The following is a 21,792-nucleotide window of genomic DNA, read 5'->3' on the forward strand; positions in this document are numbered from 1 at the left end:
GCGGGGGGTTAGTGCGCCGCCTTGAGCGGGAGGACGGCGCGGATCCGGAAGCCGCCGCCGGGGCGGGGGCCCACGTCGAGGCTGCCGCTGACCATGCCGACCCGCTCGCGCATGCCGATCAGGCCGTGGCCCAGACCGTCCGTGCCGCCGGCGGCCAGTTGTTCGTCGGTGCTGCCGCGGCCGTCGTCCTCCACCAGGACGGCCAGCTCCCGTTCGCCGAAGTCGACCGCGACCCGGGCGTGCACGTCGGGGCCGCCGTGCTTGCGGACGTTGGTGAGCGCCTCCTGGACGATCCGGTAGACCGTCAGCTCGACCCCGCGGGGGAGTTCGCGCGGGTGCCCGGAGGTCGCGTAGTCGACCTCCAGCCCGGCCGTGCGGACCTGCTCCAGGAGGTCGGGCAGCTCCTCGACGCCCGGTTGCGGGACGTACTCCTCGGCGGTGTCGGCGGTGCGCAGCACGCCCAGCAGGCGGCGCATCTCGACCAGCGCCTGCCGTCCGGTGGAGGCGATCGTGCCGAGCGCCTCCTTCGCCTGCTGCGGGGAGTTGTCCAGCACGTAGGCGGCGCCGTCGGCCTGGACGATCATCACCGACACGTTGTGCGCGACCACGTCGTGCAGCTCGCGGGCGATCCGGGCCCGCTCGGCCGCGACCGCGACCTTGGCCTGGGCGTCCCGTTCGCGCTCCAGCCGGGCCGCGCGGTCCTCCAGCTCGGTCAGGTAGGCCCGCCGCACCCTGGTCAGCCGGCCCCAGGCCCAGCAGAGGATGAACGGGGTGCTCATCAGCACGGTGACCAGCGCCGCCTCGGCGAAGCCGTACGGGCGGGAGACGTACACCCCGGTGTGGTCGGTGGTGGACGTCTTCACCAGGTGCATCCGCCAGAAGGCCAGCGGACCGGCGGAGAGCCCGGCGAGCAGGGCGAGCCGGGAGGTCCACTTCTGGCCGAAGGCGGCGCCGGTGTAGGCGAACACCAGGTAGGCGATGGAGGAGCCGCCCGGGTCGATGTCGGCCGCGACCTGGCCGAGGCCGACGCCGGTGGCGGCGGCGACGGTGACGTCGGGGAAGCGCCGGCGGAAGACCATCAGCAGCGGCAGCAGCACCGCGATCAGGATCTGCGTGTTGAGGAGCCAGCCGCTGCCGGAGGAGCTGTCGGACACCAGGGCGAAGAAGAGCACGAACGACGCCCAGACGGCGTCGACCACCATGGGGTGACGGCGGAGCCAGGCGTTGAGTCGATGCACGTGTCCAGCCTAGGCAGTCGTACGAGGTGCCCAGGTCCGCCGGTAGGGCGATCCGTCCTACTCCGTAGGTCGGAGACGGCCCCGCTCCGGTTGGAAGGGGCCGCGCGCCGCCGGGTAGCGTCCCGGCCCATGACGTGGATGCGGTGGGCGCCCGCCATGGAACGGGCCCTGTACGACCGGGACGGCGGCTTCTACCGCAGGCCGGAGGGCCCGGCCGGGCACTTCCGGACCTCGGTGCACGCCTCGCCGAGGTTCGCCCGTGCGGTGGCCCGGCTGCTGCTGGAGGTTGACGAGGCCCTCGGCCGTCCGGAGGAGCTGGCCCTGGTCGACGTCGGGGCCGGGCGCGGCGAACTGCTGGCCGGGGTGCTGGCCGAACTGCCCGGGCCGGTGCTCGCGCGGCTGCGCCCGTACGGCGTGGAGCTCGCCGAGCGGCCCGCCGGGCTTCCGTCCACAGCCCTGTGGACGACGGAGCCGCCGCGCGGGGTGACCGGGCTGCTGTTCGCCAACGAGTGGCTGGACAACGTGCCGCTGGACGCCGGGGAGGTCGACGGGGACGGCGTGCTGCGCTACCGCGAGGTGGACACCGCGACCGGTGAGGAGCGCCTCGGCGAACCCGTCTCGGCGGCCGACGCGGCCTGGGCCGAGCGCTGGTGGCCGGCCGTCGAGCCCGGGGAGGTGGTGGAGTTCGGGGCGCCCCGGGACGCCGCCTGGGCCCGGGCGGTGGCCGGGCTGGAGCGCGGACTGGCCGTCGCCGTCGACTACGGGCACACGGCCGGGCGGCGGCCGCCGTTCGGGACCTTCGCCGGTTTCCGGGACGGCCGGGAGGTGGCCCCGGTGCCGGACGGCTCCTGCGACGTGACCGCGCACGTCGCGCTGGACGCCGTCGCCGTCCCCGGTCTCCACAGCCTGTGGACGACGCAGCGCGAGGCCCTGCGCGCGCTCGGGGTCAGCGGCGGACGCCCGCCGCTGGCGCTCGCCTCCACCGACCCGGCCGGCTACCTGCGAGCCCTGAGCGGCGCCGGGGAGGGGGCCGAACTCACCGACCCGGCCGGACTGGGCGGCTTCGGATGGGTCCTGCAAGCCGTCCGCATGCCGGTACCGGACAGCCTGGCGGCCCTGCCGGGATGGCAGACTCTGGGGTCATGAGGGAGACCACGGTCGGCATCGGGGCGGGAGCCGAGAACTTCACCGGCGAGGCGGGCACCACCGACATGGTGCTCAACATCGGCCCGCAGCACCCGGCCACCCACGGCGTGCTGCGGCTACGGCTGCTGCTCGACGGCGAGCGGATCGTCACCGCCGAGCCGGTGATCGGCTACATGCACCGCGGCGCGGAGAAGCTGTTCGAGGCCCGTGACTACCGGCAGATCATCATGCTGGCCAACCGGCACGACTGGCTCTCCGCCTTCTCCAACGAGCTCGGCGTGGTGCTCGGCGTCGAGCGGATGCTCGGCATGGAGGTCCCCGAGCGGGCGGTGTGGATCCGCACCCTGCTCGCCGAGCTCAACCGGGTGCTCAACCACCTGATGTTCCTCGGCTCCTACCCGCTGGAACTCGGCGGGATCACCCCGATCTTCCACGCCTTCACCGGCCGCGAGGACCTCCAGCACGTGCTGGAGGAGGCCTCCGGCGGCCGGATGCACTACATGTTCAACCGGGTCGGCGGCCTCAAGGAGGACCTCCCGGCCGGCTGGCTCGGCCGGGTCCGCGCCGCCGTCGCGACCGTCCGCTCCCAGCTGCCGGTCTTCGAGGACCTCGTCCTCGGCAACGAGATCTTCCGCGCCCGCACCGCCGGCGTCGGCGTGCTCACCGCGGCCCAGGCGCAGGCGTACGGGGTCAGCGGCCCGATCGCCCGGGCCAGCGGCCTCGACTTCGACCTGCGCCGCGACGAGCCCTACCTCGCGTACGGCTCCGAGGAACTGCGGCAGGTGCTCACCGTCGTCACCCGCGAGGAGGGCGACTGCCTCGCCCGCTTCGAATGCCTGCTGGAGCAGACCGGCAACTCGCTGGACCTCGCCGACGCCTGCCTCGACAAGCTCGCCACCCTCCCGCCCGGCCCGGTCAACCAGCGGCTGCCCAAGGTGCTCAAGGCGCCCGAGGGCAGCACCTACGCGTGGACCGAGAACCCGCTCGGGATCAACGGCTACTACCTGGTCTCGCGCGGTGACAAGACGCCGTGGCGGCTCAAGCTGCGCTCGGCGTCCTTCAACAACATCCAGGCGCTCACCGAGCTGCTGCCCGGGACGCTGGTCGCCGACATGGTGGCGATCCTCGGGTCGATGTTCTTCGTGGTCGGCGACATCGACAAGTAGGCCGGTACCCAGGGGGTGCGCCGGTACCGGGGGTGTGCCGGTACCGGCGGGCGGGGTCAGTCCTTCTTCGGCTTCCTGACCGGGTCCGCCGGGTGCGGGGCCACCCTGCGGTCGCCCTTGGTGGCGATCCGCTCCTCGCACAGCCGGGCCAGCACCTCGTACGCCTCGCGGCCCATCAGCTCGGTGAGCTCGGGGCGGTAGCTGACGTACACCGGCACCGCGCCCTGGTGCGCGGCCGGCGCCCCGGTGCACCACCAGTGCAGGTCGTGGCCGCCCGGGCCCCAGCCGCGGCGGTCGTACTCGCCGATCGTCACCTGGAGGTAGCGGGTGTCGTCGGGGCGGTCGATCCAGTCGTAGGTGCGGCGGACCGGCAGTTGCCAGCAGACGTCCGGCTTGGTCTCCAGCGGCTCGCGGCCCTCCTTGAGGGCCAGCGCGTGCAGGGCGCAGCCGGCGCCGCCCGCGAAGTCCGGGCTGTTCACGAAGATGCAGGCGCCGTTGACCCGGCGGGTCTGGCGGTCGCCGTCCTCGTCCAGCATGGTCACGCCGCCGTCGGAGCGGATCCGGCCCTTGGCGTCGGTGCCCTCGGCGAAGTTCTCCCACAGCTCGGGCGTCAGCCGGGCCGCGTGGCCGAGGACGCGCTTCTCGTCGTCCTCGTCCGAGTAGTGGGCGCCCAGCGTGCAGCAGCCGTCCGACTCGCCGCGGCCCTCGCGGATGCCGTGGCAGCCCTGGCCGAAGACGCAGGACCAGCGGGAGGTCAGCCAGGTCAGGTCGCAGCGGAAGACCTGCTCCTCGTCGGCGGGGTCGGCGAACTCGACCCAGGCGCGCGGGAAGTCGAGCGGGACCTCGTCGCGCGGGATCTCGCGGCGCAGGGTCGGCATCGCGAGGTCGACGGGAGCGGGGGCGGCCGGGGGCTTCGCCTTGGTCTTCTTCTTGGACGTTTCTGCTGGTGCCACCCGGCAAGGGTAGAGCTTCGCGGAGGCGTACGGGCCGGTGGACGACGCCCGGCGCGCGCCCGGGGCGCGGTGAAGGCGGGGTGAAGAGGTCCGGCCGTGGGCGCCTGCGGGGCCGGGCGCGTGCCTAGGGCGTGTCTTGTGGATCAGGCCAGGCCCGCGACGTCAGGGCACGCACCTCGCCGCGTTGTCGTCGGTCGCCGATGCTCCGCATGGACTCCCTCCTCCGCCTTGCGATGCACGCACCCTGACGCCGCGGTCTGGTCCGACCTGATCCACAAGACACGCCCTAGGATGGCGGCCGCGGTCCGCTACGGGGAGGTACGGGATGGCAGGCGGCAGCACCGGCAGGTCCGACGGTGACGGCACCGGGTTCGCCCTCAAGCCGTGGGAACTCCACGGTGAGGGGCGGGAGTTCGAGAAGCTCGGGCGCGAACTCGGCAAGGCCGTGGGCACCTTGGAGAAGGACCTGGCCGCACTCGGCACGCCCTGGGGCGCCGACCAGCCGGGCAGCGCCTTCGCCGCCGTCTACGGCCCGGCACACGGTGAACTCCTCGGCGGGCTCAAGGCCCTGGCCGGCCAACTGGGCAAGGTCGGGGCCGGACTGCACAGCATGGCCGAGCGGACCACCGACACCGACACCTCGACGGCGGACGGCTTCGGCGCGACCACCGGACCGGCCGGAGCCGCCCCGGGGGCGGTCGCCCGGCCCGCCGTGTACCAGGGCCCGCCGACGACTTCGGGCACCGGAGCAACCCCGGGGGCGGCACCGGCCGTCCCCCAGGACATGTCGGTCTGAACACGTCGGTCTGAACACGTCGGTCTGAACACGTCGGTCTGAACGGCCCGGCTCGAAGGGGGAAGAAGCGCGTGTCCCGGAAACTGCCCGAGGAACTGGTCCCGCTCCTGGCCAGGACCGGCCACCCGTGGCCGCAGGCTGACGAGGAGGCCCTGCGCTCGGCGGCCGCGCACTGGCGGGAGTTCGCCGCCGAGGCCGAACGGATCACCCGCCGGGGCGGCGAGTCCGTCCAGCGGGTGGCCGCCGACAACTCCGGCCACGCCGTCGACTCCTTCACCGCGTACTGGCGCACCTACAGCGACGGCGGCAAGGGCCGGCTGCCGGACGCCCACACCGCCGTCGGGCTGGTCGCCGCCGCCTTCGACACCGCCGCGAAGGACGTCGACGGCTGCAAGGCCGAGATCATCGCCACCCTGCGGAACCTGGCCGCCGAGCTCCAGCAGGCCCGGGAGCAGGCCGCCAAGGTCCAGCAGACCGCGGCCGAGGTCGCCCGCACCGCCGACCAGGCGGGCCAGGCGGGCCAGGCGGGGCAGACCGGGCGGACCGGGGTGTTCGGCGGGCTGGCGAAGTCCGTCGCCGGCTTCGCGGACGGCGTCAGGAACGCCGCCACCGGCCAGGTCGCGGCGGGCATCGAGGCCGTGGCGGTGGAGACCGCGGCCCTCAAGATCGCCGGACTGCTCGCCGAACTCGGCCGCAGCATGAAGGACGCCCTGGCCACCGCGCTCAAGGACCCCTCCGCCGTCGCCCTGCTGCGCCTCGGCACCACCGCCACGCCCGGCGTCACCACCGCCTCCTACCGCACCGCGGGCGGCTTCGACCCGCTCGCCGCCGGACTGCCCGCGGCCCTCCGCGAACCGGGCGTGCTCGGCAAGGACGGCACCGGACTGGTCGTGCTCTCCGGGAAGGACGGCAGGCCGCTGGTCGGCGTGCCCGGCCTCAGCGTCGCGCTCGACGCCCACGGGCAGCCCGTCCTCGGCGCGGACGGCAAGCCGGTCATCCTGCGCTCCGACGGCACACCGGTGGCCGACGCCGCCGGGCTGCTGGTGGTGACCGGAGCGGACGGCAAGCCGGTGGTCGGGGTGGCCGACCTGGCCGTCCGGCTCGACGAGCACGGGCAGCCGGTGCTCACCGACCAGGCGGGGAAGGACCTGCACGGGCTGCCGCTCGCCGACCTGACCGACCCGCGGGACCGGAAGGCCCCCGGCGGCGACCCGAAGGGGGCGGGGGTGCTGCCGACGGTGGACCAGGCCGTCGCGCCGGTGGTCCCGTCCGTGCTCGCCGTGGCGTCGCCCTCCGCGGACCCCACGGCCGTCCCGTCCTCGGCACCGACGGCCGACCCGGCCGCCGCGGCCACCGGCCCTTCGTACGGCGGCTCGCACCGGGCCGTGGCCGCGGCCGCCGACTGGTCGCCGCCCGCCCGGGACGACGGGCCGTCGGTCCGGGTGGCGGCCCCCGCCCACCAGGGCGGCTCGGCGGTGGCGGCGGGCTGGTCGGACGGGGACTACCCGCTCCAGGCGCCCACGCACACCGGGGGAGGCGGCGGTGGCGGCAGCGTGCCGGTGACCGTACGGACCGACTCCGTGGCCGCGCCGCCCGCGCCCGTCGCCGCGCCCTCCACCGGCGGACCCGGCTACAGCCCGGCGCCGGACGCGCCCCCGGTCGTCCGGCCGGTCGGTGTGGTCGGCGTGGTCAGTGCGCCCGGGCCGTTCGGGACACCGGCCTACCCGGGCGGCTACCCGGTGGCGGGCCCGATCGGCACCGTCGGGCCCGGCCCGCTCGCCGTGGGCGGCGGATACCCGGCGCACCCGGCCGCGCCCTTCGGCAGCGGCGTCGGGGCGGGTGCGCCCGGCGGCGTCGCGGCCGGCGCGCCGGTGGCCGGTACGCCCGTAGCCGGCGCGCCCGTGGCCGGGACGCCTGTCGTCGGCGCGCCCGTCGTCGGTGCCCCGGTGGCCGCCGGACCGCAGCCCGGCGCGCCCCGCACCCCGGCCGGAACCCACGGCCCGGCCACCGCACCCCCGCCGCCGGCCGAGCCGCCGATCGTCGGCACCACCCCGGTCATCGGCCGGCCCGAGCCCCACCACCCCGACGGCCGCCGCCGGGACACCGCCGCGGGCCTCGCCGACCCGACCCTCGCCTGGGGCGCCGTCCCGGTCGCCACCGCCCACGCGATGGCCCTCCAACTCGCCCTGCGCGCCCGCCGCGGCCCGCTCGCCGACGGCCCCGAGGAACCCCGACCGCGCACCATCGCCGACAGCCGCCCGTACGGACGGCCCGGCGGGCTCGGCCCGGTCGACCCCCAGCACCAGGCCGAACTCGAACGCCGGGTGCCCCGCGACCAGGACGACCTGCCCGCCCGCCACCCCGACCCGGCGGTCGGCGGCTGGGCCGAGGCCGTCAACGCGGGCGGCCACCGCGAACCCGGCCGGGCCAACAACAGCCTGGAGATCGCCCTCTCCGCCGTCGACACCTACACCGGCCGCCCCACCTGCGCGGCCCCGCGCATCCCCACCGAGGGCGACGCCGGCGAACGCGGCGGCCGCGACCGCGCCGAACGCGAACTCGGCGCCCCCTTCCGCGACCTCGGCGACGGCGGCCAGGCCTTCACCCGCCTCGCCGCCGAACTCCGCCGGGCCGGGCACGGCGCCCAGGCCGTGCTGCTCACCCTGGACGCCTACGGCCGCCCGCACGCCTGGAACGCCGTCAACCACCGGGACACCGTCACCTACCTCGACCACCAGCTCGCCCGTCGCGGCCCCGCCCCCCTCCACCCCGCCACCCAGGGCCTCTGGGCCATCGCCCTGAACCCGGAGGGCCGTCCCCTGGACCTGGTGGCGGCCTGAACTCCTTGCGGCACCCGTCCCTGGCACGCCATCGGGTTCGCGCGGGAAGTCGGTTCGGCCGACTTCCCGCGCCGACGGAGCGGCCGTGCCCGGGGATCCCGGTCGGGCGGTCCTCGTCAGGGGTGCTGCGCGCACCGTCCCTCCGAAGGCTCCGGTCGGGCGGGCGCGGTACCGGCGTCCTCCTTCGGCGGATTCCCCCGGTGGCCGATCGGGGCTGGATGATCGGGGCTGGACGATGATGGGGTCCGATTCGACGACGGGGGTGTACGGGTGATCGCACGGGCGCAGGCGGTGGAGGCGGGGCACCGGTGGATCAACGGGGATCTGCCGCAGGGGGCCGGGGTGGCGCGGCGGGTGTGCGCGCACGAGTTCGAGCTGGGGTGGGTGGTCTGGGCGGAGCCGCCGCGGGTGGAGGTGGACCCGCGGACGGGGGAGCGGCGGGCGCCCGAGGAGGTCGGGGCCGCGTGCGCCGTGGTGGACCGGGAGAGCGGGCGGTTCACGGTCTGGCCGTCGGTTCCGGTGGAGGAAGTGGTGGGGCTCTACCGGGACTTCGTCGGCGCGGGCGGCCACGACCCGACCCGGCCGCCGGCCACCGGCCGGGGCGCCCGGGCCGAGCTGACCTACCGGGACGGCACCGGCGCCACCCGCGCGCTGGCGCTGCGCTCGGCGGCCGGGCTGCCGCATCCGGCGCTGCGCGGCTGGTGGTGGCTGCGGGAGCGGGGCGTCGCGGCGGAGGACGTGCTGGCGGTGCGGACCGACCTGCGGATGTCGGCCCTGCCCGGCGGCTACTGGTCGTACGCGCTGGCGGCCGAACTGCCGCACGTCCGGCTGGACTTCGACCTGCCGTACGGCCCGCGCTTCGACCACCGGGCCGCCGCCGTACGGGAGTTGGCCGCCGGGCACGCCGGGCACGCCAGGCACGCCGGGCCGGACGCGCCGGACGCGCCGGACGGGCCCGGGCGCAACCGGGTGCCGTTCCCGCGGGCGGTGCCGCCGCTGCCGGCGGAGCCGGACGCCGCCCTGGCGCAGCGGCTGGCCGAGCGGTTCGGTCCGGCGGGCGTCCAGCGCTTCGATCCGGCGGACGTGGTGCGCGCCGAGCTGCCCGGGGAGGCGGCGGCGCTGCTGCTGGCGGTCGGGCTGCCGAAGGCGGTGGACGGCTTCTTCGCGCTGCACCACCCGGGCGCGGAGGCGATCGCGGACGGCTCCCGCCCGGGCACCGTGCTGCCCCCGCTCGCGCCGTACCTCGCCGCGCTCGGCCGCGGCACCCGGGCGGCCGAGCGGGAGCGGACGGCGGCGGCCGGGCAGCTGGTGCTGGGGACGGACGGCTGGGCGCTGATCACCCTCGACCCGGCGGACGGCGCCGTCCGGGCGGTGGACCCGGACTACGCGACGGCCCGTCACTGCAACGCCGACCTGCGGGCCTTCGTCCGCTGCCTGGAGCTGTTCGCCGGCTGGTGGCCGACCCTGCGCGGGCTGGACCCGGCCGCGGCGGGCACGGCGGTGGACGCCCTGCAGCGGGGGCTGGCGGAGCTGGACGGTACGGTCTACGGCGATCCGGAGAACTGGTGGGCCGTCATCGTGGAACAGTTGTGGGACGGCCTGCTCTGATCCGGCCGCGGGCCGTGGCGAACCGGCCGATCCCGGCGATCCCGGCGGACCGGGGAACCGGACGTCGGTGCGGGGCTGTCAGAAGGATCAAAGGATCAGATGACCGCGTATGACCCGTACCAGCCGACCCCGAGCGACCGAAACCGGAGCACCGAGCCGTGACCGCCCCGCCCCGCGCCGCCCAGACGGCCGTCCTCGCCGCGCTCGCGGTCCTGGCCGCCGGGTGCGCCTCCGCCGGTCCCGCGTTGCAGGCCCGCTCGCCCGCCGCGCCGCCGGTGTGCGCGTCCCCGGTGGTGATCGGGCACCGGGGTGCGCCGTTCAACGCGCCCGAGAACACCATGGCCTCCTTCGAGACCGCCCTCAAGCAGGGCGCGGACTGGCTGGAGACCGACGTGCAGACCACCCGGGACGGCGTCCCGGTGCTGATGCACGACCCGACCGTGGACCGCACCACCAACGGCAAGGGCGCCGTCGCGGACCTGACCGCCGCCCAGGTCGCCGCCCTGCGGGTGACCGTCGGCCCGGGCGGCGCCCAGCCCGTCCCGACCCTGGAGGAACTGCTCGCGCGGCTCTCCACCAGCAGCGCCACGCTGCTGATGGAGCTCAAGTGGCAGCGCCCCGAGGACGTCACCCGGATCGCCCGGATGGCGGCCGGCAGCCGGGCGCACATCGTGCTCTACTCCTTCTCGGTCGCCAACCTGCGCCAGGCCCACGCGGTGGCCCCCGCCCTGCCGGTGGTGCTGATCCAGAGCGGCGGGATCGCCGAGGACCCGGGGGACCTCAAACTGGACGGCATCGCCCTGGACGCGGGCCTGGCCACTGCCGCCCGGATCGCGGCCGAGCGCAAGGCCGGGCGCGAGGTCTACGTCTGGACGCTGGACGGTGACGAGGCCTGGCAACTGATGACCGCCCGGGACGCCGACGGGCTGATCACCGACACCCCGGGCCCGGCCCGCCGCTGGGTGGACGCCAACTGCCGCACCGAGCGCCGGGCCGGCCCGCGCGGCCACTGAGCGCACGGCGGTCGGGGAGCACCCACCGATCGCACCCGGAACGGTCGGGAACGACCTGGACCAGCGCGAATACGGTCACAACCGATCTCCTCCAGGGCCGGATCGCGTAGCGTGGAGAGTTATGCGACTCGGTGTGCTCGACGTAGGTTCCAACACGGTCCACTTCCTCGTGGTGGACGCCCATCCGGGTGCCGCCCCGCTGGCCGCGTACTCGCACAAGGCCGAACTGCGCCTGGCCGAACTGCTCGACGGTTCCGGCGCGATAAGCGAGGCCGGCGTCGACCGGCTGATCGGCCACATCGCCTCCTCGCTGCGGGTCGCCGAGGACAAGGGCGTGGTCGACATCCTGCCGTTCGCCACCTCGGCCGTCCGCGAGGCCGCCAACGGCGAGCAGGTGCTGCGCCGGGTCGCCGCCGAGACCGGGATCGAACTGCGGGTGCTCTCCGGGCAGGACGAGGCCCGGCTCACCTTCCTGGCCGTCCGGCGCTGGTTCGGCTGGTCCTCGGGCCGGCTGCTCAACCTGGACATCGGCGGCGGCTCGCTGGAGATCGCCTGCGGCCTGGACGAGCAGCCGGACGTCGCCTGCTCGCTGCCGCTCGGCGCCGGGCGGCTGACCGCCCGCTGGCTGCCCGGGGACGTCGCCGAACCGGACGCGCTGCGCGAGTTGAGACGGCACGTCCGCGCCGAGATCGCCAACGTGGTCGGCGAGATCTCCCGGCTCGGGGCGCCGCAGCACGCCGTCGCCACCTCCAAGACCTTCAAGCAGCTGGCCCGGATGACCGGCGCCGCCCCCGCCGACGCCGGCCCGTACGCCGAGCGCCGGCTCACCCGCAGCGGGCTCGCCGCCTGGCTGCCGCGGCTGTCCACGATGACCGTCGCCGAGCGCGCGCAGATCCCCGGGGTCTCCGAGGGCCGGGCCAAGCAACTGCTGGCCGGGGCCCTGGTCGCGGACGCCGCGATGGACCTGTTCGGCCTGGACGAGCTGGACGTCTGTCCGTGGGCCCTGCGCGAGGGCATCATCCTGCGCGAGCTGGACGCCATGGACAGCCCCGCCGACCGGCGCCGCCCCGCGCTCACCCAGTAGCGGGGGAGCGTGCCGGCGGTCACTCCGCCGGGCGTCCGCCCCCGTTCGGGGCGCGCTCCGCTTACGCTGTCTCCCGTGGTGCAACCAGCGGGCGAGGACGGAACGCAGGAGGGCCGCGCTCCCGGAGCGGACGGGCAGCCGCGGTCGGCCGGCCCGCGCGGCCGGCTCGGCAAGTCCGGTCTCGGCAAGGCGGTCAAGGGCGCCACCGCGGCACAGGCCGGCAAGGTGGCCAAGGTCGCCAAGGTCAAGGTTGCCAAGGCTGCCAAGAGCGCCAAGGCGGCCAAGGGGGCCGAGGCCGTCGAGGCGGGCCGACGCACCGCGAAGAAGGCCACGGCCGCCGCCACGGAGCAGAAGCAGAGCGAGCAGCCGACCGCCGCGAAGGCCGGGAAGACCGGGAAGACCGCGAAGACCCCGACCAAGCGGAGCACGGCCCGTAAGGCCGCCACCGGGACCGCCGGGCAGCCGCCCAAGGAGACCCGCACCGCCCGGGCCGCCGGCGCCGCCAAGGCCGCCGTCCAGTCCGTCCGCTCGGTGAAGGCCGCCAAGCGCGACGCCGCCCGCCCGCCGCTGCTGCGCACCACCGACCGGCTGGTGCTGCCCCAGCACCCGACCCTGCACATCCCGGACACCAAGGTCGCGCTGTCCACCGCCTCGGTGTACCCGGCGAGCACCGCCGTCGCCTTCGAGCTGGCCGCCAAGCTCGGCTACGACGGGGTCGAGGTGATGGTCTGGAACGACCCGGTCAGCCAGGACCTGGAGGCGCTGCGCCGCCTCTCCGACGCCCACCAGCTGCCGATCCTGGCCGTGCACGCCCCCTGCCTGCTGATCACCCAGCGGGTCTGGACCACCGACCCGTGGACCAAGCTGGTCCGGGCCCGGGCGGCGGCCGAGAAGCTCGGCGCCGGCGCCGTCGTGGTGCACCCGCCGTTCCGCTGGCAGCGGCAGTACGCCCGCGAGTTCGTCGAGGGCATCAACCGGATGGCGGGCGAGACCGACGTCCGCTTCGCCGTCGAGAACATGTACCCGTGGCGCTACCGCGACCGCGAGGTGCTGGCCTACGCCCCCGGCTGGGACGTCACCGAGGAGGAGTACCGGCACTTCACCATCGACCTCTCGCACGTCGCCACCTCCCGGATCGACGCCTTCGAGATGGTCGAGCGGATGGGCGACCGGCTCGCCCACGTCCACCTGGCCGACGGCAGCGGCTCCGGCAAGGACGAGCACCTGATCCCCGGCCGGGGCAAGCAGCCCTGCGCCGAACTGCTGGAGCACCTCGCCCGCACCGGCTTCGACGGCCATGTGGTGCTGGAGGTCAACACCCGCCGCTCCGCGTCCCCCGCCGAACGCGAGGCCGACCTGGCCGAGGCCCTCGCCTTCACCCGCTTGCACCTCGCCACCCCCTCGCGCGTACGCTGAGCACCGGGCCCGGCCGGGCCCTAACTTCCGCTCGGAGGGGGATACATGACGGAGGATCGGGAATACCGGGAACTCGCCATGAGCTTCGGCGCGGTCGCCGCCGAGTACGACCAGGGCCGCCCCGGCTACCCCGACGAGCTGTTCGACGCGGTGGAGCGGCTCTGGGGCCGCGGCCTCAAGGGCGCCCGGGTCCTGGACGTCGGCGCCGGGACGGGCATCGCCACCCGGCTGCTGGCCGCCCGGGGCGCCGAGGTCGTCGCGGTCGAGCCCAGCGACGGCATGGCCGCCCAGTTCCTGGCCTCCTCACCGGCCCTGCCGCTGGTCCGCGGGACGGGCGACGACCTGCCCTTCCACGACGCCTCCGCCGACCTGATCGGCTATGCCCAGGCCTTCCACTGGACCAGGCCCGAGCGGTCCATCCCGGAGGCGCTCCGGGTGCTGCGGCCGGGCGGCGCCCTGGCCACCTGGTGGAACCTGCACGACGAGACCGTGCCGTGGGTCCGGGCCCGGGCCGAGCGGCTGGCCGCCGCGCTGCCCGGCCGCTACCGCGGCTACGGCGGGATCAGCGGCCACACCCGGCACTTCGCCCCGGCCGGCCTGGTGGTCGAGCGGACGGTGCTGCACTGGGAGCGGCAGGTCACCGTCGAGCACGTGCTCACCGACCTGACCTCCCGCTCCTACCTGGCCTCGCTCAGCCCCGAGGAGCGCGCCCCGGTGCTGGCCGCCGAGCGGGAGGCGATGGCCGTCGAGTTCCCGGACGGCGTGGTCGCAGAACCGTTCAGCCTGGACCTCACCGTGGCCGTCAAGCCGGCCTGACCGCGAGCCGCCGGTCCGCCGGTCCGCCGCCCGGGGGCCCGTACGTCCGCCGTCCTGCCGCCGAGCCGGGGCCCCGCCCCGACTGCCCGCATCGCGGACGCGCCGTCCGCCGGCCGGACGGCGGGCGTAGGCTCGTAAGCCACAACGGCCCCCGCGCCCCCTCACCGGCGGGGCGCCGGCGAGAGCCCCGAAGGAGTGGAGCACAGTGCCCGAGCTGAGGTCCCGTACGGTCACCCACGGTCGCAACATGGCAGGCGCCCGGGCGCTTCTCCGGGCCGCCGGCGTAGCCCGCGAGGACTTCGGCAAGCCGATCATCGCGGTCGCCAACTCCTTCACCGAGTTCGTCCCCGGCCACACCCACCTCCAGCCGGTCGGCCGGATCGTCTCCGAGGCGATCAAGGAGGCCGGGGGCATCCCGCGCGAGTTCAACACCATCGCCGTCGACGACGGCATCGCGATGGGCCACGGCGGCATGCTCTACTCGCTGCCCTCGCGCGACCTGATCGCCGACTCGGTCGAGTACATGGTCAACGCGCACTGCGCCGACGCGCTGATTTGCATCTCCAACTGCGACAAGATCACCCCCGGCATGCTGATGGCCGCGCTGCGCCTCAACATCCCGACCGTGTTCGTCTCCGGCGGTCCGATGGAGGCCGGCAAGGCCACCCTGGTCGACGGCACCGTGCGCAAGCTGGACCTGGTCGACGCGATCTCCCAGGCGGTGAACGAGAACGTCTCCGACGAGGACATCGCGATCATCGAGGAGAACGCCTGCCCGACCTGCGGTTCCTGCTCGGGCATGTTCACCGCCAACTCGATGAACTGCCTCACCGAGGCGATCGGCCTCTCGCTGCCCGGCAACGGCTCGGTGCTCGCCACCCACACCGCCCGCCGGGCCCTCTACGAGAAGGCCGGGCGCACGGTCGTCGAGATCACCAACCGCCACTACGGCCAGGACGACGCCTCCGTCCTGCCGCGCGCGATCGCCACCCGCGCCGCCTTCGAGAACGCCATGGCCCTGGACATCGCCATGGGCGGCTCGACCAACACCATCCTGCACCTGCTCGCCGCCGCCCAGGAGGCCGAGCTGGACTTCGACCAGCGGGCCATCGACGCGATCTCCCGCAAGGTGCCCTGTCTGTCCAAGGTCGCGCCCAACGGCTCGTACTACATGGAGGACGTCCACCGGGCCGGTGGGATCCCCGCCATCCTCGGTGAGCTGTACCGGGGCGGGCTGCTCAACGAGGACGTCCACACCGTGCACTCGGACTCGCTCGCCGAGTGGCTCAAGACCTGGGACGTGCGCGGCGGTTCGCCCTCCGCCGAGGCCGTCGAGCTGTGGCACGCCGCCCCCGGCTGCAAGCGCTCCGCCGAGGCCTTCTCGCAGTCCGAGCGCTGGGAGTCGCTGGACACCGACGCCGCCGGCGGCTGCATCCGCAGCGTCGAGCACGCCTACTCGGTCGAGGGCGGCCTCGCCGTGCTGTACGGCAACCTCGCCGAGGACGGCTGCATCGTGAAGACGGCCGGCGTCGACGAGTCGATCTGGACGTTCAGCGGCCCGGCCGTCGTCGTCGAGTCCCAGGAGGACGCGGTCGAGGCGATCCTCGCCAAGCGGGTCAAGGAGGGCGACGTCGTCGTCATCCGCTACGAGGGCCCCAAGGGCGGCCCCGGCATGCAGGAGATGCTCTACCCGACCTCCTTCCTCAAGGGCCGCGGCCTCGGCAAGGCCTGCGCGCTCGTCACCGACGGCCGCTTCTCCGGCGGCACCTCGGGCCTGTCCATCGGCCACGCCTCCCCGGAGGCGGCCTCCGGCGGCACCATCGCGCTGGTCGAGGACGGCGACACCATCGCCATCGACATCCCGGCCCGGACGATCTCCCTGGAGGTCCCGGACGAGGTCCTCGCCGAGCGCCGCCGCGCGCTGGAGGCCGGGCACGGCTACCGGCCGCGGAACCGCGACCGCCAGGTCAGCCAGGCGCTGCGGGCCTACGCGGCGATGGCCACCTCGGCCGACAAGGGCGCGGTCCGGGACGTCAGCAAGCTCGGCTGAGCCCAGCCGGCCACGGCGGAGCCGTCCCGCGGTCCGGGACGGCTCCGCCGCCGTCGGCCACCGGGCGCGGTGCCACGGCCGGCACCCGGGTGATAATCGAGGACGTGAGCGAGCAGCCCCCCACCCCCGCCCCCAAGCCCGCCGGCGCCCCCGAGCCGGAGCCGATCCGCTTCTTCGGCACCTCCTGGCTCAACCGGGACAACGGCTACTGGCTGCGCCGGGTCGGCGTCTCGGTCGGCGCCCTGGCCGCCACCGCCGCCGCCGTGCTGGTGCTGCGCCTCGGCGTCGAGGGCGTCGCGCTCTCCGACAGCGGCGGCGGCTTCCTGAACGGGCTGCTGACCGCCGCCATCGCGGTCTGCTCGATGATGGCCGTCCGGCGCACCTGGAAGGTCCTCACCGTGGGCAGGGACCAGCTGACCGGCTGGATGGCCGAGGAGAAGTCGCTCGGCGCCGTCTGGCTGATCGGCGGGGCCGGCAGCCTGGCCGCCTACTTCGTCCGCAGCCTGGTCGAGGCCCCCGGCGAGGCGGTCCGGCGGGCCGCCCACCGCACGGCCGTCGAGCAGTACGAGAAGCGCCGGGCCGGCCGCGGCGGCCGACCCGGCGGCAAGCGCAGGCGCTGAACGTCAGGTGCGGCTGACCGTGCCGCACCCCTCGGTCTGCGGGATGTCCGGCTGCAGCAGCGCGAGCGCGGCGTCCGGCCGGCCGCCCGCGACCACCTTCGGGTCCAGGTTGCCGGCGGGGTGTGACGATCCGTTGATCGGGGGCACGGCCTGTGGTGGACCCGTGTGCCCGGCGGGAAGGTTCACCGCTCTTTGTCCGGAAACATGCCCCGAATCGGGGGGCGGCCGGGGGACGGCCGGGGGGACGGGCTCAGCCCTTGCGGCGGGCCTGCTTCACCGAGCCCACCACTCCGGCGATCACCAGCAGCAGGCCGGCCGGCAGCAGCGAGATGAAGAAGGAGCCGAACAGCCCGCTGTCGCCCAGGAAGTACTGCGCCAGGGTGTTCAGCACCAGCAGCCCGCCGGCCGCCGGGAGCGCCGACTGCCACGGGTGCGCGTCGGCCCAGCGGCGCAGCCGCCGGTCGGTGGTGTCGCGGCGCAGCTGACCGCCGACGGTGCCGACCAGGAAGAGGAAGAACAGGGCCCAGCCGGCCGGTCCGGCCAGCATGGCCAGTGACCAGTCCCCGGAGATCGCCTCGACCCCCAGGGCGGTCGCGCCCACCACCGCACCGACCCCCGCGGCCGTCCGCCACGGGCCCATCGTCGCCGAAGCGGCGGCGAGTTGCCGGTTCTCACGTCGGGACATCTCGTCGTGTGCCATGGCTCCACGGTGCGCCCGCCCGGGCCCGGAGGCCATAGGGGAAACCCCCGAGTTTTCTCCCTAGGGGCAGAGCACCCAGGCCCTTCCGGCCCCCTCCCGTCCACTGCCGGGCCCGCCGCCCACGGACCGGACGGTCCGGACGGGCGCCGCCGCACGGTGCGAGGATGGCCGCAGTACCGAGGTAAGGAGCGGACCATGGGCAGCAGCGCAGCACACGGACAGAAGATCGCCTTCCTGGGCACCGGCAAGATCGGCGAGGCCCTGCTCTCCGGTCTGCTGCGGGCCGGCACCGACCCGGCGGACGTCCTGGTGACCGCCCGCCGCCCCGAGCGCGCGGCCGAACTCGCCGACCGCTACGGCGTGGTGGCCGTCTCCAACGCCGAGGCCGCCAAGCTCGCCGACACCCTGATCCTCGCGGTCAAGCCGCAGGACATGGGCACCCTGCTGGAGGAGCTGGCCCCGCACATCAGCCCGGACCGGCTGGTGATCTCGGCGGCGGCCGGCGTCCCCACCGCCTGGTTCGAGGAGCGGCTCGCGGCCGGCACGCCGGTGGTCCGGGTGATGCCCAACACGCCGGTGCTGGTGGACGAGGGGATGAGCGTCATCTCCGGCGGCTCGCACGCCCGGGAGGAGCACCTGGCGCGCGCCGAGCAGATCTTCAGCTCGGTCGGCAAGGCGCTGCGGCTGCCGGAGGCCCAGCAGGACGCGGCCACCGCGCTGTCCGGCTCGGGCCCGGCCTACTTCTACTTCCTGGTCGAGGCGATGACTGACGCGGGCATCCTGCTCGGCCTGCCCCGGCAGGTGGCGCACGACCTGATCGTGCAGTCCGCGATCGGCGCCTCGGTGATGCTGCGCGACTCCGGCGAGCACCCGGTGAAGCTGCGCGAGGCGGTCACCTCCCCGGCCGGCACCACCATCGCGGCGATCCGCGAACTGGAGAACCACGGGGTGCGGGCCGCGCTGCTCGGCGCCCTGGAGGCGGCCCGGGACCGCTCCCGGGAGCTGGCCTCCGGCGGGAAGTGACCGCTGCACGACCCCTCCCGCAAAGGCGGCGCACCCCCTACGCTCTCGGCCAACATCGTTCTACCGGCCAGTAGCGAGGTCCCGCATGAGCGTCGTGTCCCCGACCGTCCCGCCCGGCCTGAGAGTCGGGCGGGCCGCGCTCGCCGTCAGCTTCCTGCTCCAGGGCACCACCTTCGCGCTGCTGGTCACCTGCATCCCGGAGATCCAGCACCGGTACGGGCTGAGCGACGGGCTGCTGCCGGTCTTCCTGGCCGCGGTGCCGATCCTGGCCGGGGCGGGCTCGATCCTCTCCGAGCAGCTGGTGAAGCGCACCGGCGCCCGGGCCGTGCTGCGGGTCGTCCAGCCGGCTGTCTGCCTCAGTCTGGCCGGTGCCGGGCTGGGCGACTCGCTGTGGCAACTCGCCCTCGCGCTGGGCGCGTTCGGGCTGCTGGTGGGGGCGTTGGACGCCAGTATGAACATGCTCGGGGTGGGCCTCCAGCACCGCTACGGCCGCTCGATCATGATCGGCTTCCATGCCGCGTTCAGCCTCGGCGGCATCCTCGGCGCCGCGATCGCCGGCCTCGGCTCGCACTACGACCTGGGGCTGCCGCTGCTGTTCGGCACGGCCGCGGCGGTGGTCGCCCCGCTCGCGGTGCTGACCGGCACGCGCTTCGCCGGGCCGGCCGAACTCGGCGACGCCGTCCGGGAGGCCGCCGAGGCCGCCGCCCGGACCATCCCCTGGCGCCCGCTGCTGCCGCTCTGCCTGGCGATGGCCTTCGCGTACATCGCGGACGCCTCGGTCTCCAACTACAGCGTCAAGTACCTCACCGACGGCCTGGGCAGCCGGGAGGACCTCGCCAAGCTCTCCTACCTCGGCTACATGGTCGCGATGCTGCTCGGCCGGGCCCTGGGCGACCGCGCGGTGCAGCGCTTCGGCGCCGTGCCGGTGGTGCGCGGCGGCGCCGCGCTGGCCGCGCTGGGCTTCGGGCTGGCCGCGCTGGCGCCCGCCGCCTGGGCGGGCATCGCCGCGTTCACCGTGCTCGGCTTCGGCATCTGCGCGATCATCCCGCAGGTGTTCGCCGCCGGCGGCCGGCTCTTCCCGGCCGACTCGGACGCCGCCGTGGCCCGGCTCAACCTCTTCAACTACGTGGGCTTCCTGATCGGTTCACCGCTGGTCGGGGCGGTCGCGGACGCGAGCTCCTACCGCTGGGCGCTGCTCGCCCCGATGCTGCTGGTGCTCGCCGTGCTGCCGCTGGCCGAGCGCTTCGCCCCCGCCCCGGTGGTAGAGCTGGCCTGACGGTGGGGGCGGGCGGGGCCCGCCGCCGCCACCCACTACGGTGGAGGCCATGCCCGAAGCCGAGCGTGACACCTCCTGCGGCCTGCACCTCTACTGGGACGAGGCCGTCACCGCCTACGACTTCGGCCCCGGCCACCCGATGGACCCGACCCGGCTCGCGCTGACCATGCGCCTGGTCGAGGCCCTCGGACTCGCCACCGGGCCCGGGGTGACCGTGCGGTCCGCGCCGGCCGCGGGGGAGTCCACCCTGCAGCTGGTGCACACCAAGGAGTACGTCGAGGCGGTCAAGCACGCCGCCGCCCACCCCGAGCAGTCGGACCCCCGGCACGGGCTCGGCACCGACGACAACTGGTCGTTCCCGGCCGTCCACTCGGCCGCCGCGCTGATCGCCGGCCAGTCGGTCGCCGCCGCCGAGGCGGTCTGGCACGGCGAGGCCCCGCACGCCGTCAACTTCGCCGGCGGGCTGCACCACGCGATGCCCGGCAAGGCCTCCGGCTTCTGCGTCTACAACGACCCGGCCCTCGCGATCGCCCGGCTGCTCGAACTCGGCGCCGAGCGGGTCGCCTACGTCGACGTGGACGTCCACCACGGCGACGGCGTCCAGGAGGCCTTCTGGAACGACCCCCGGGTGCTGACCGTCTCGCTGCACGAACACCCGGCCACGCTCTTCCCGCAGACCGGCTGGCCCACCGAGACCGGCGGCCCGGACGCCCCCGGCTCCGCCGCCAACCTGCCGCTGCCGGCCGGCACCGGGGACGCCGGCTGGCTGCGCGCCTTCCACGCCCTGGTGCCCGAACTGCTCACCGCCTTCCGGCCGCAGGTCCTGGTCACCCAGCACGGCGCGGACACCCACCTGGAGGACCCGCTCGCCCACCTCGCCGTCACGGTGGACGCCCAGCGGCTGATCGCCGAGGAACTGCACGGGCTGGCCCACCGGCTCACCGGTGGCCGCTGGGTGGCCACCGGCGGGGGCGGCTACGCCGTGGTGGACGTCGTCCCGCGCAGCTGGACCCACCTGGTCGCCACCGCCGCCGGCCGGCCCGTCGACCCGGCCACCGAGACCCCCGAGTCCTGGCGCGCCGAGGTCTACCGCCGCACCCACCGCCCGGCCCCGCTGCGGATGACCGACGGCGCCCGCCCGTCCTGGCGCGACTTCGACTCGGGTTACGATCCGGCCGACCGGCTCGATCAGGCCATCCTCGCGGCCCGCCGCGCGGTGTTCCCCCACCACGGTCTGCTGGCCTGAATCCGCCGCCCCGGCCCGTACCCCGGCCGCGCGCCGGAAGGGCCGTGCGTACGCCCCCTGGGGCGAACCGCCGAGTGACTACGTACTGCAACAGTCCTATCTCTCACCGTACGAGGACTGCACCTCCCCTCTTCCCACTGGTACCACCCATAACTACTCTGGGGATACACGTGTGCCGGTGGAGTCACCGGAGGGGAAGCCGGTGCCTTGCACACGGGTAAGGGTCGGGTGATGGTCATGAGTTCCGTCGAGCGTCCCCTGCAGGAAGTCGTCTTCCTGACCGTGGCCGAGGTGGCCGCGGTCATGCGGGTGTCCAAGATGACCGTGTACCGGTTGGTGCACAGCGGAGAGCTGCCGGCCATCCGGGTCGGACGGTCCTTCCGGGTGCCCCAGCAGGCGGTGCACGAGTACCTCAAGGAGTCGTACGTGCGGCTCGAGAGCGCGTAGCACCGGGGTCGGCCGGGGCGGGTCCACAGCCCGTGGATCCGTCCCCGTTCGCCCCGGATTTCCCGCGAGTTTCCTGCTTCGGGGGAGCGCGATTACGGCCCGGCCCACGCGGACGGTAGGCTAGGCCCTCACGTCAGTCGTATGGACTCCGTCTCTCACGGACGAGAGTCTCAGTGAGCGAGGGTTGTTCCGTGGGCTCTGTCATCAAGAAGCGTCGCAAGCGTATGGCCAAGAAGAAGCACCGCAAGCTTCTGAAGAGGACCCGCGTTCAGCGTCGCAACAAGAAGTAAGCGCCCCCGGCCGCGCCCAGCGCGCCCAGCGCTTCCACCGCCCGTCCAGGCCCTCGCGGCCTGG

At 74.9% G+C, this 21,792-nt stretch carries 20 protein-coding genes; 16 read left to right on the top strand and 4 right to left on the bottom strand.

Going from position 1 to position 21,792, the window contains the following annotated elements; all coding sequences use genetic code 11:
- Positions 1 to 8: 8 nt before the first annotated feature.
- Positions 9 to 1,202 carry a sensor histidine kinase gene (locus ACIQWA_RS14225; RefSeq protein WP_402482434.1) on the bottom strand — a complete coding sequence of 398 codons (1,194 nt, stop codon included), beginning with the start codon at positions 1,200 to 1,202 and terminating at the stop codon, positions 9 to 11.
- A gap of 165 nt (positions 1,203 to 1,367) precedes the next feature.
- Here ACIQWA_RS14225 and ACIQWA_RS14230 point away from each other — a divergent pair, with 165 nt between their 5' ends.
- Entirely contained in the window at positions 1,368 to 2,384 is a 1,017-nt protein-coding gene (locus tag ACIQWA_RS14230) for an SAM-dependent methyltransferase (RefSeq protein WP_402482065.1), read from the top strand.
- Positions 2,381 to 3,550, top strand: a complete 1,170-nt coding sequence (locus ACIQWA_RS14235) for an NADH-quinone oxidoreductase subunit D (protein ID WP_360225829.1) — start codon at positions 2,381 to 2,383, stop codon at positions 3,548 to 3,550. The genes ACIQWA_RS14230 and ACIQWA_RS14235 overlap by 4 nt, the downstream gene beginning before the upstream one ends.
- 56 nt (positions 3,551 to 3,606) lie before the next feature.
- Here ACIQWA_RS14235 and ACIQWA_RS14240 read toward each other — a convergent pair whose 3' ends face one another.
- The gene (locus ACIQWA_RS14240) at positions 3,607 to 4,428 is read right to left on the bottom strand and encodes a hypothetical protein (RefSeq protein ID WP_402482437.1); all 822 of its coding nucleotides are present in this window, start codon (positions 4,426 to 4,428) and stop codon (positions 3,607 to 3,609) included.
- 400 nt (positions 4,429 to 4,828) lie between these two features.
- On the opposite strand from ACIQWA_RS14240, the gene ACIQWA_RS14245 reads away from it, so the two are divergent.
- The 9 genes from ACIQWA_RS14245 to ACIQWA_RS14285 all read left to right on the top strand — a co-directional run bounded on the left by ACIQWA_RS14245 (position 4,829) and on the right by ACIQWA_RS14285 (position 16,746).
- Entirely contained in the window at positions 4,829 to 5,299 is a 471-nt protein-coding gene (locus tag ACIQWA_RS14245) for a hypothetical protein (protein WP_360225831.1), read from the top strand.
- 71 nt (positions 5,300 to 5,370) lie between these two features.
- Positions 5,371 to 8,139 (top strand): toxin glutamine deamidase domain-containing protein, encoded by a 2,769-nt coding sequence (locus tag ACIQWA_RS14250; RefSeq protein ID WP_402482070.1) that lies wholly within the window; start codon positions 5,371 to 5,373, stop codon positions 8,137 to 8,139.
- Between the two features lie 270 nt (positions 8,140 to 8,409).
- Positions 8,410 to 9,747: an SUKH-4 family immunity protein gene (locus ACIQWA_RS14255; RefSeq protein ID WP_402482072.1), complete on the top strand. Its 1,338-nt coding sequence runs from the start codon at positions 8,410 to 8,412 to the stop codon at positions 9,745 to 9,747.
- A gap of 158 nt (positions 9,748 to 9,905) precedes the next feature.
- Positions 9,906 to 10,760, top strand: coding sequence for a glycerophosphodiester phosphodiesterase (locus ACIQWA_RS14260; RefSeq protein WP_360225840.1), 855 nt, complete (start codon positions 9,906 to 9,908; stop codon positions 10,758 to 10,760).
- Between the two features lie 121 nt (positions 10,761 to 10,881).
- Positions 10,882 to 11,844, top strand: coding sequence for a Ppx/GppA family phosphatase (locus tag ACIQWA_RS14265; protein WP_402482073.1), 963 nt, complete (start codon positions 10,882 to 10,884; stop codon positions 11,842 to 11,844).
- 612 nt (positions 11,845 to 12,456) lie between these two features.
- Complete coding sequence (locus tag ACIQWA_RS14270) at positions 12,457 to 13,260, top strand: sugar phosphate isomerase/epimerase (protein WP_360227625.1); 804 nt, start codon at positions 12,457 to 12,459, stop codon at positions 13,258 to 13,260.
- Between the two features lie 45 nt (positions 13,261 to 13,305).
- Positions 13,306 to 14,076, top strand: a complete 771-nt coding sequence (locus ACIQWA_RS14275; protein ID WP_360225846.1) for a methyltransferase domain-containing protein — start codon at positions 13,306 to 13,308, stop codon at positions 14,074 to 14,076.
- A 205-nt stretch (positions 14,077 to 14,281) separates the two neighbouring features.
- Positions 14,282 to 16,126, top strand: a complete 1,845-nt coding sequence (ilvD, locus tag ACIQWA_RS14280; RefSeq protein WP_360225849.1) for a dihydroxy-acid dehydratase — start codon at positions 14,282 to 14,284, stop codon at positions 16,124 to 16,126.
- A 104-nt stretch (positions 16,127 to 16,230) separates the two neighbouring features.
- On the top strand, positions 16,231 to 16,746 hold the full coding sequence (locus ACIQWA_RS14285) for a hypothetical protein (protein WP_402482076.1): 516 nt from the start codon (positions 16,231 to 16,233) through the stop codon (positions 16,744 to 16,746).
- A gap of 3 nt (positions 16,747 to 16,749) precedes the next feature.
- Here ACIQWA_RS14285 and ACIQWA_RS14290 read toward each other — a convergent pair whose 3' ends face one another.
- Positions 16,750 to 16,893, bottom strand: coding sequence for a hypothetical protein (locus ACIQWA_RS14290; RefSeq protein WP_402482079.1), 144 nt, complete (start codon positions 16,891 to 16,893; stop codon positions 16,750 to 16,752).
- Between the two features lie 103 nt (positions 16,894 to 16,996).
- Positions 16,997 to 17,446 carry a hypothetical protein gene (locus tag ACIQWA_RS14295; RefSeq protein ID WP_360225858.1) on the bottom strand — a complete coding sequence of 150 codons (450 nt, stop codon included), beginning with the start codon at positions 17,444 to 17,446 and terminating at the stop codon, positions 16,997 to 16,999.
- Positions 17,447 to 17,641: 195 nt separating this feature from the next.
- Here ACIQWA_RS14295 and proC point away from each other — a divergent pair, with 195 nt between their 5' ends.
- The 5 genes from proC to ACIQWA_RS14320 all read left to right on the top strand — a co-directional run bounded on the left by proC (position 17,642) and on the right by ACIQWA_RS14320 (position 21,728).
- Complete coding sequence (gene proC, locus ACIQWA_RS14300) at positions 17,642 to 18,469, top strand: pyrroline-5-carboxylate reductase (RefSeq protein WP_360225861.1); 828 nt, start codon at positions 17,642 to 17,644, stop codon at positions 18,467 to 18,469.
- A gap of 85 nt (positions 18,470 to 18,554) precedes the next feature.
- The gene (locus ACIQWA_RS14305; RefSeq protein WP_402482082.1) at positions 18,555 to 19,745 is read left to right on the top strand and encodes an MFS transporter; all 1,191 of its coding nucleotides are present in this window, start codon (positions 18,555 to 18,557) and stop codon (positions 19,743 to 19,745) included.
- A 49-nt stretch (positions 19,746 to 19,794) separates the two neighbouring features.
- Positions 19,795 to 20,991: an acetoin utilization protein AcuC gene (locus ACIQWA_RS14310; RefSeq protein ID WP_402482085.1), complete on the top strand. Its 1,197-nt coding sequence runs from the start codon at positions 19,795 to 19,797 to the stop codon at positions 20,989 to 20,991.
- A gap of 237 nt (positions 20,992 to 21,228) precedes the next feature.
- Positions 21,229 to 21,438 carry a helix-turn-helix domain-containing protein gene (locus tag ACIQWA_RS14315; protein WP_045699258.1) on the top strand — a complete coding sequence of 70 codons (210 nt, stop codon included), beginning with the start codon at positions 21,229 to 21,231 and terminating at the stop codon, positions 21,436 to 21,438.
- 191 nt (positions 21,439 to 21,629) lie between these two features.
- The gene (locus ACIQWA_RS14320) at positions 21,630 to 21,728 is read left to right on the top strand and encodes a 30S ribosomal protein bS22 (RefSeq protein WP_003948845.1); all 99 of its coding nucleotides are present in this window, start codon (positions 21,630 to 21,632) and stop codon (positions 21,726 to 21,728) included.
- Positions 21,729 to 21,792 lie beyond the last annotated feature (64 nt).

The organism is Kitasatospora sp. NPDC098652, from assembly GCF_044760155.1.
Classification (GTDB): domain Bacteria; phylum Actinomycetota; class Actinomycetes; order Streptomycetales; family Streptomycetaceae; genus Kitasatospora.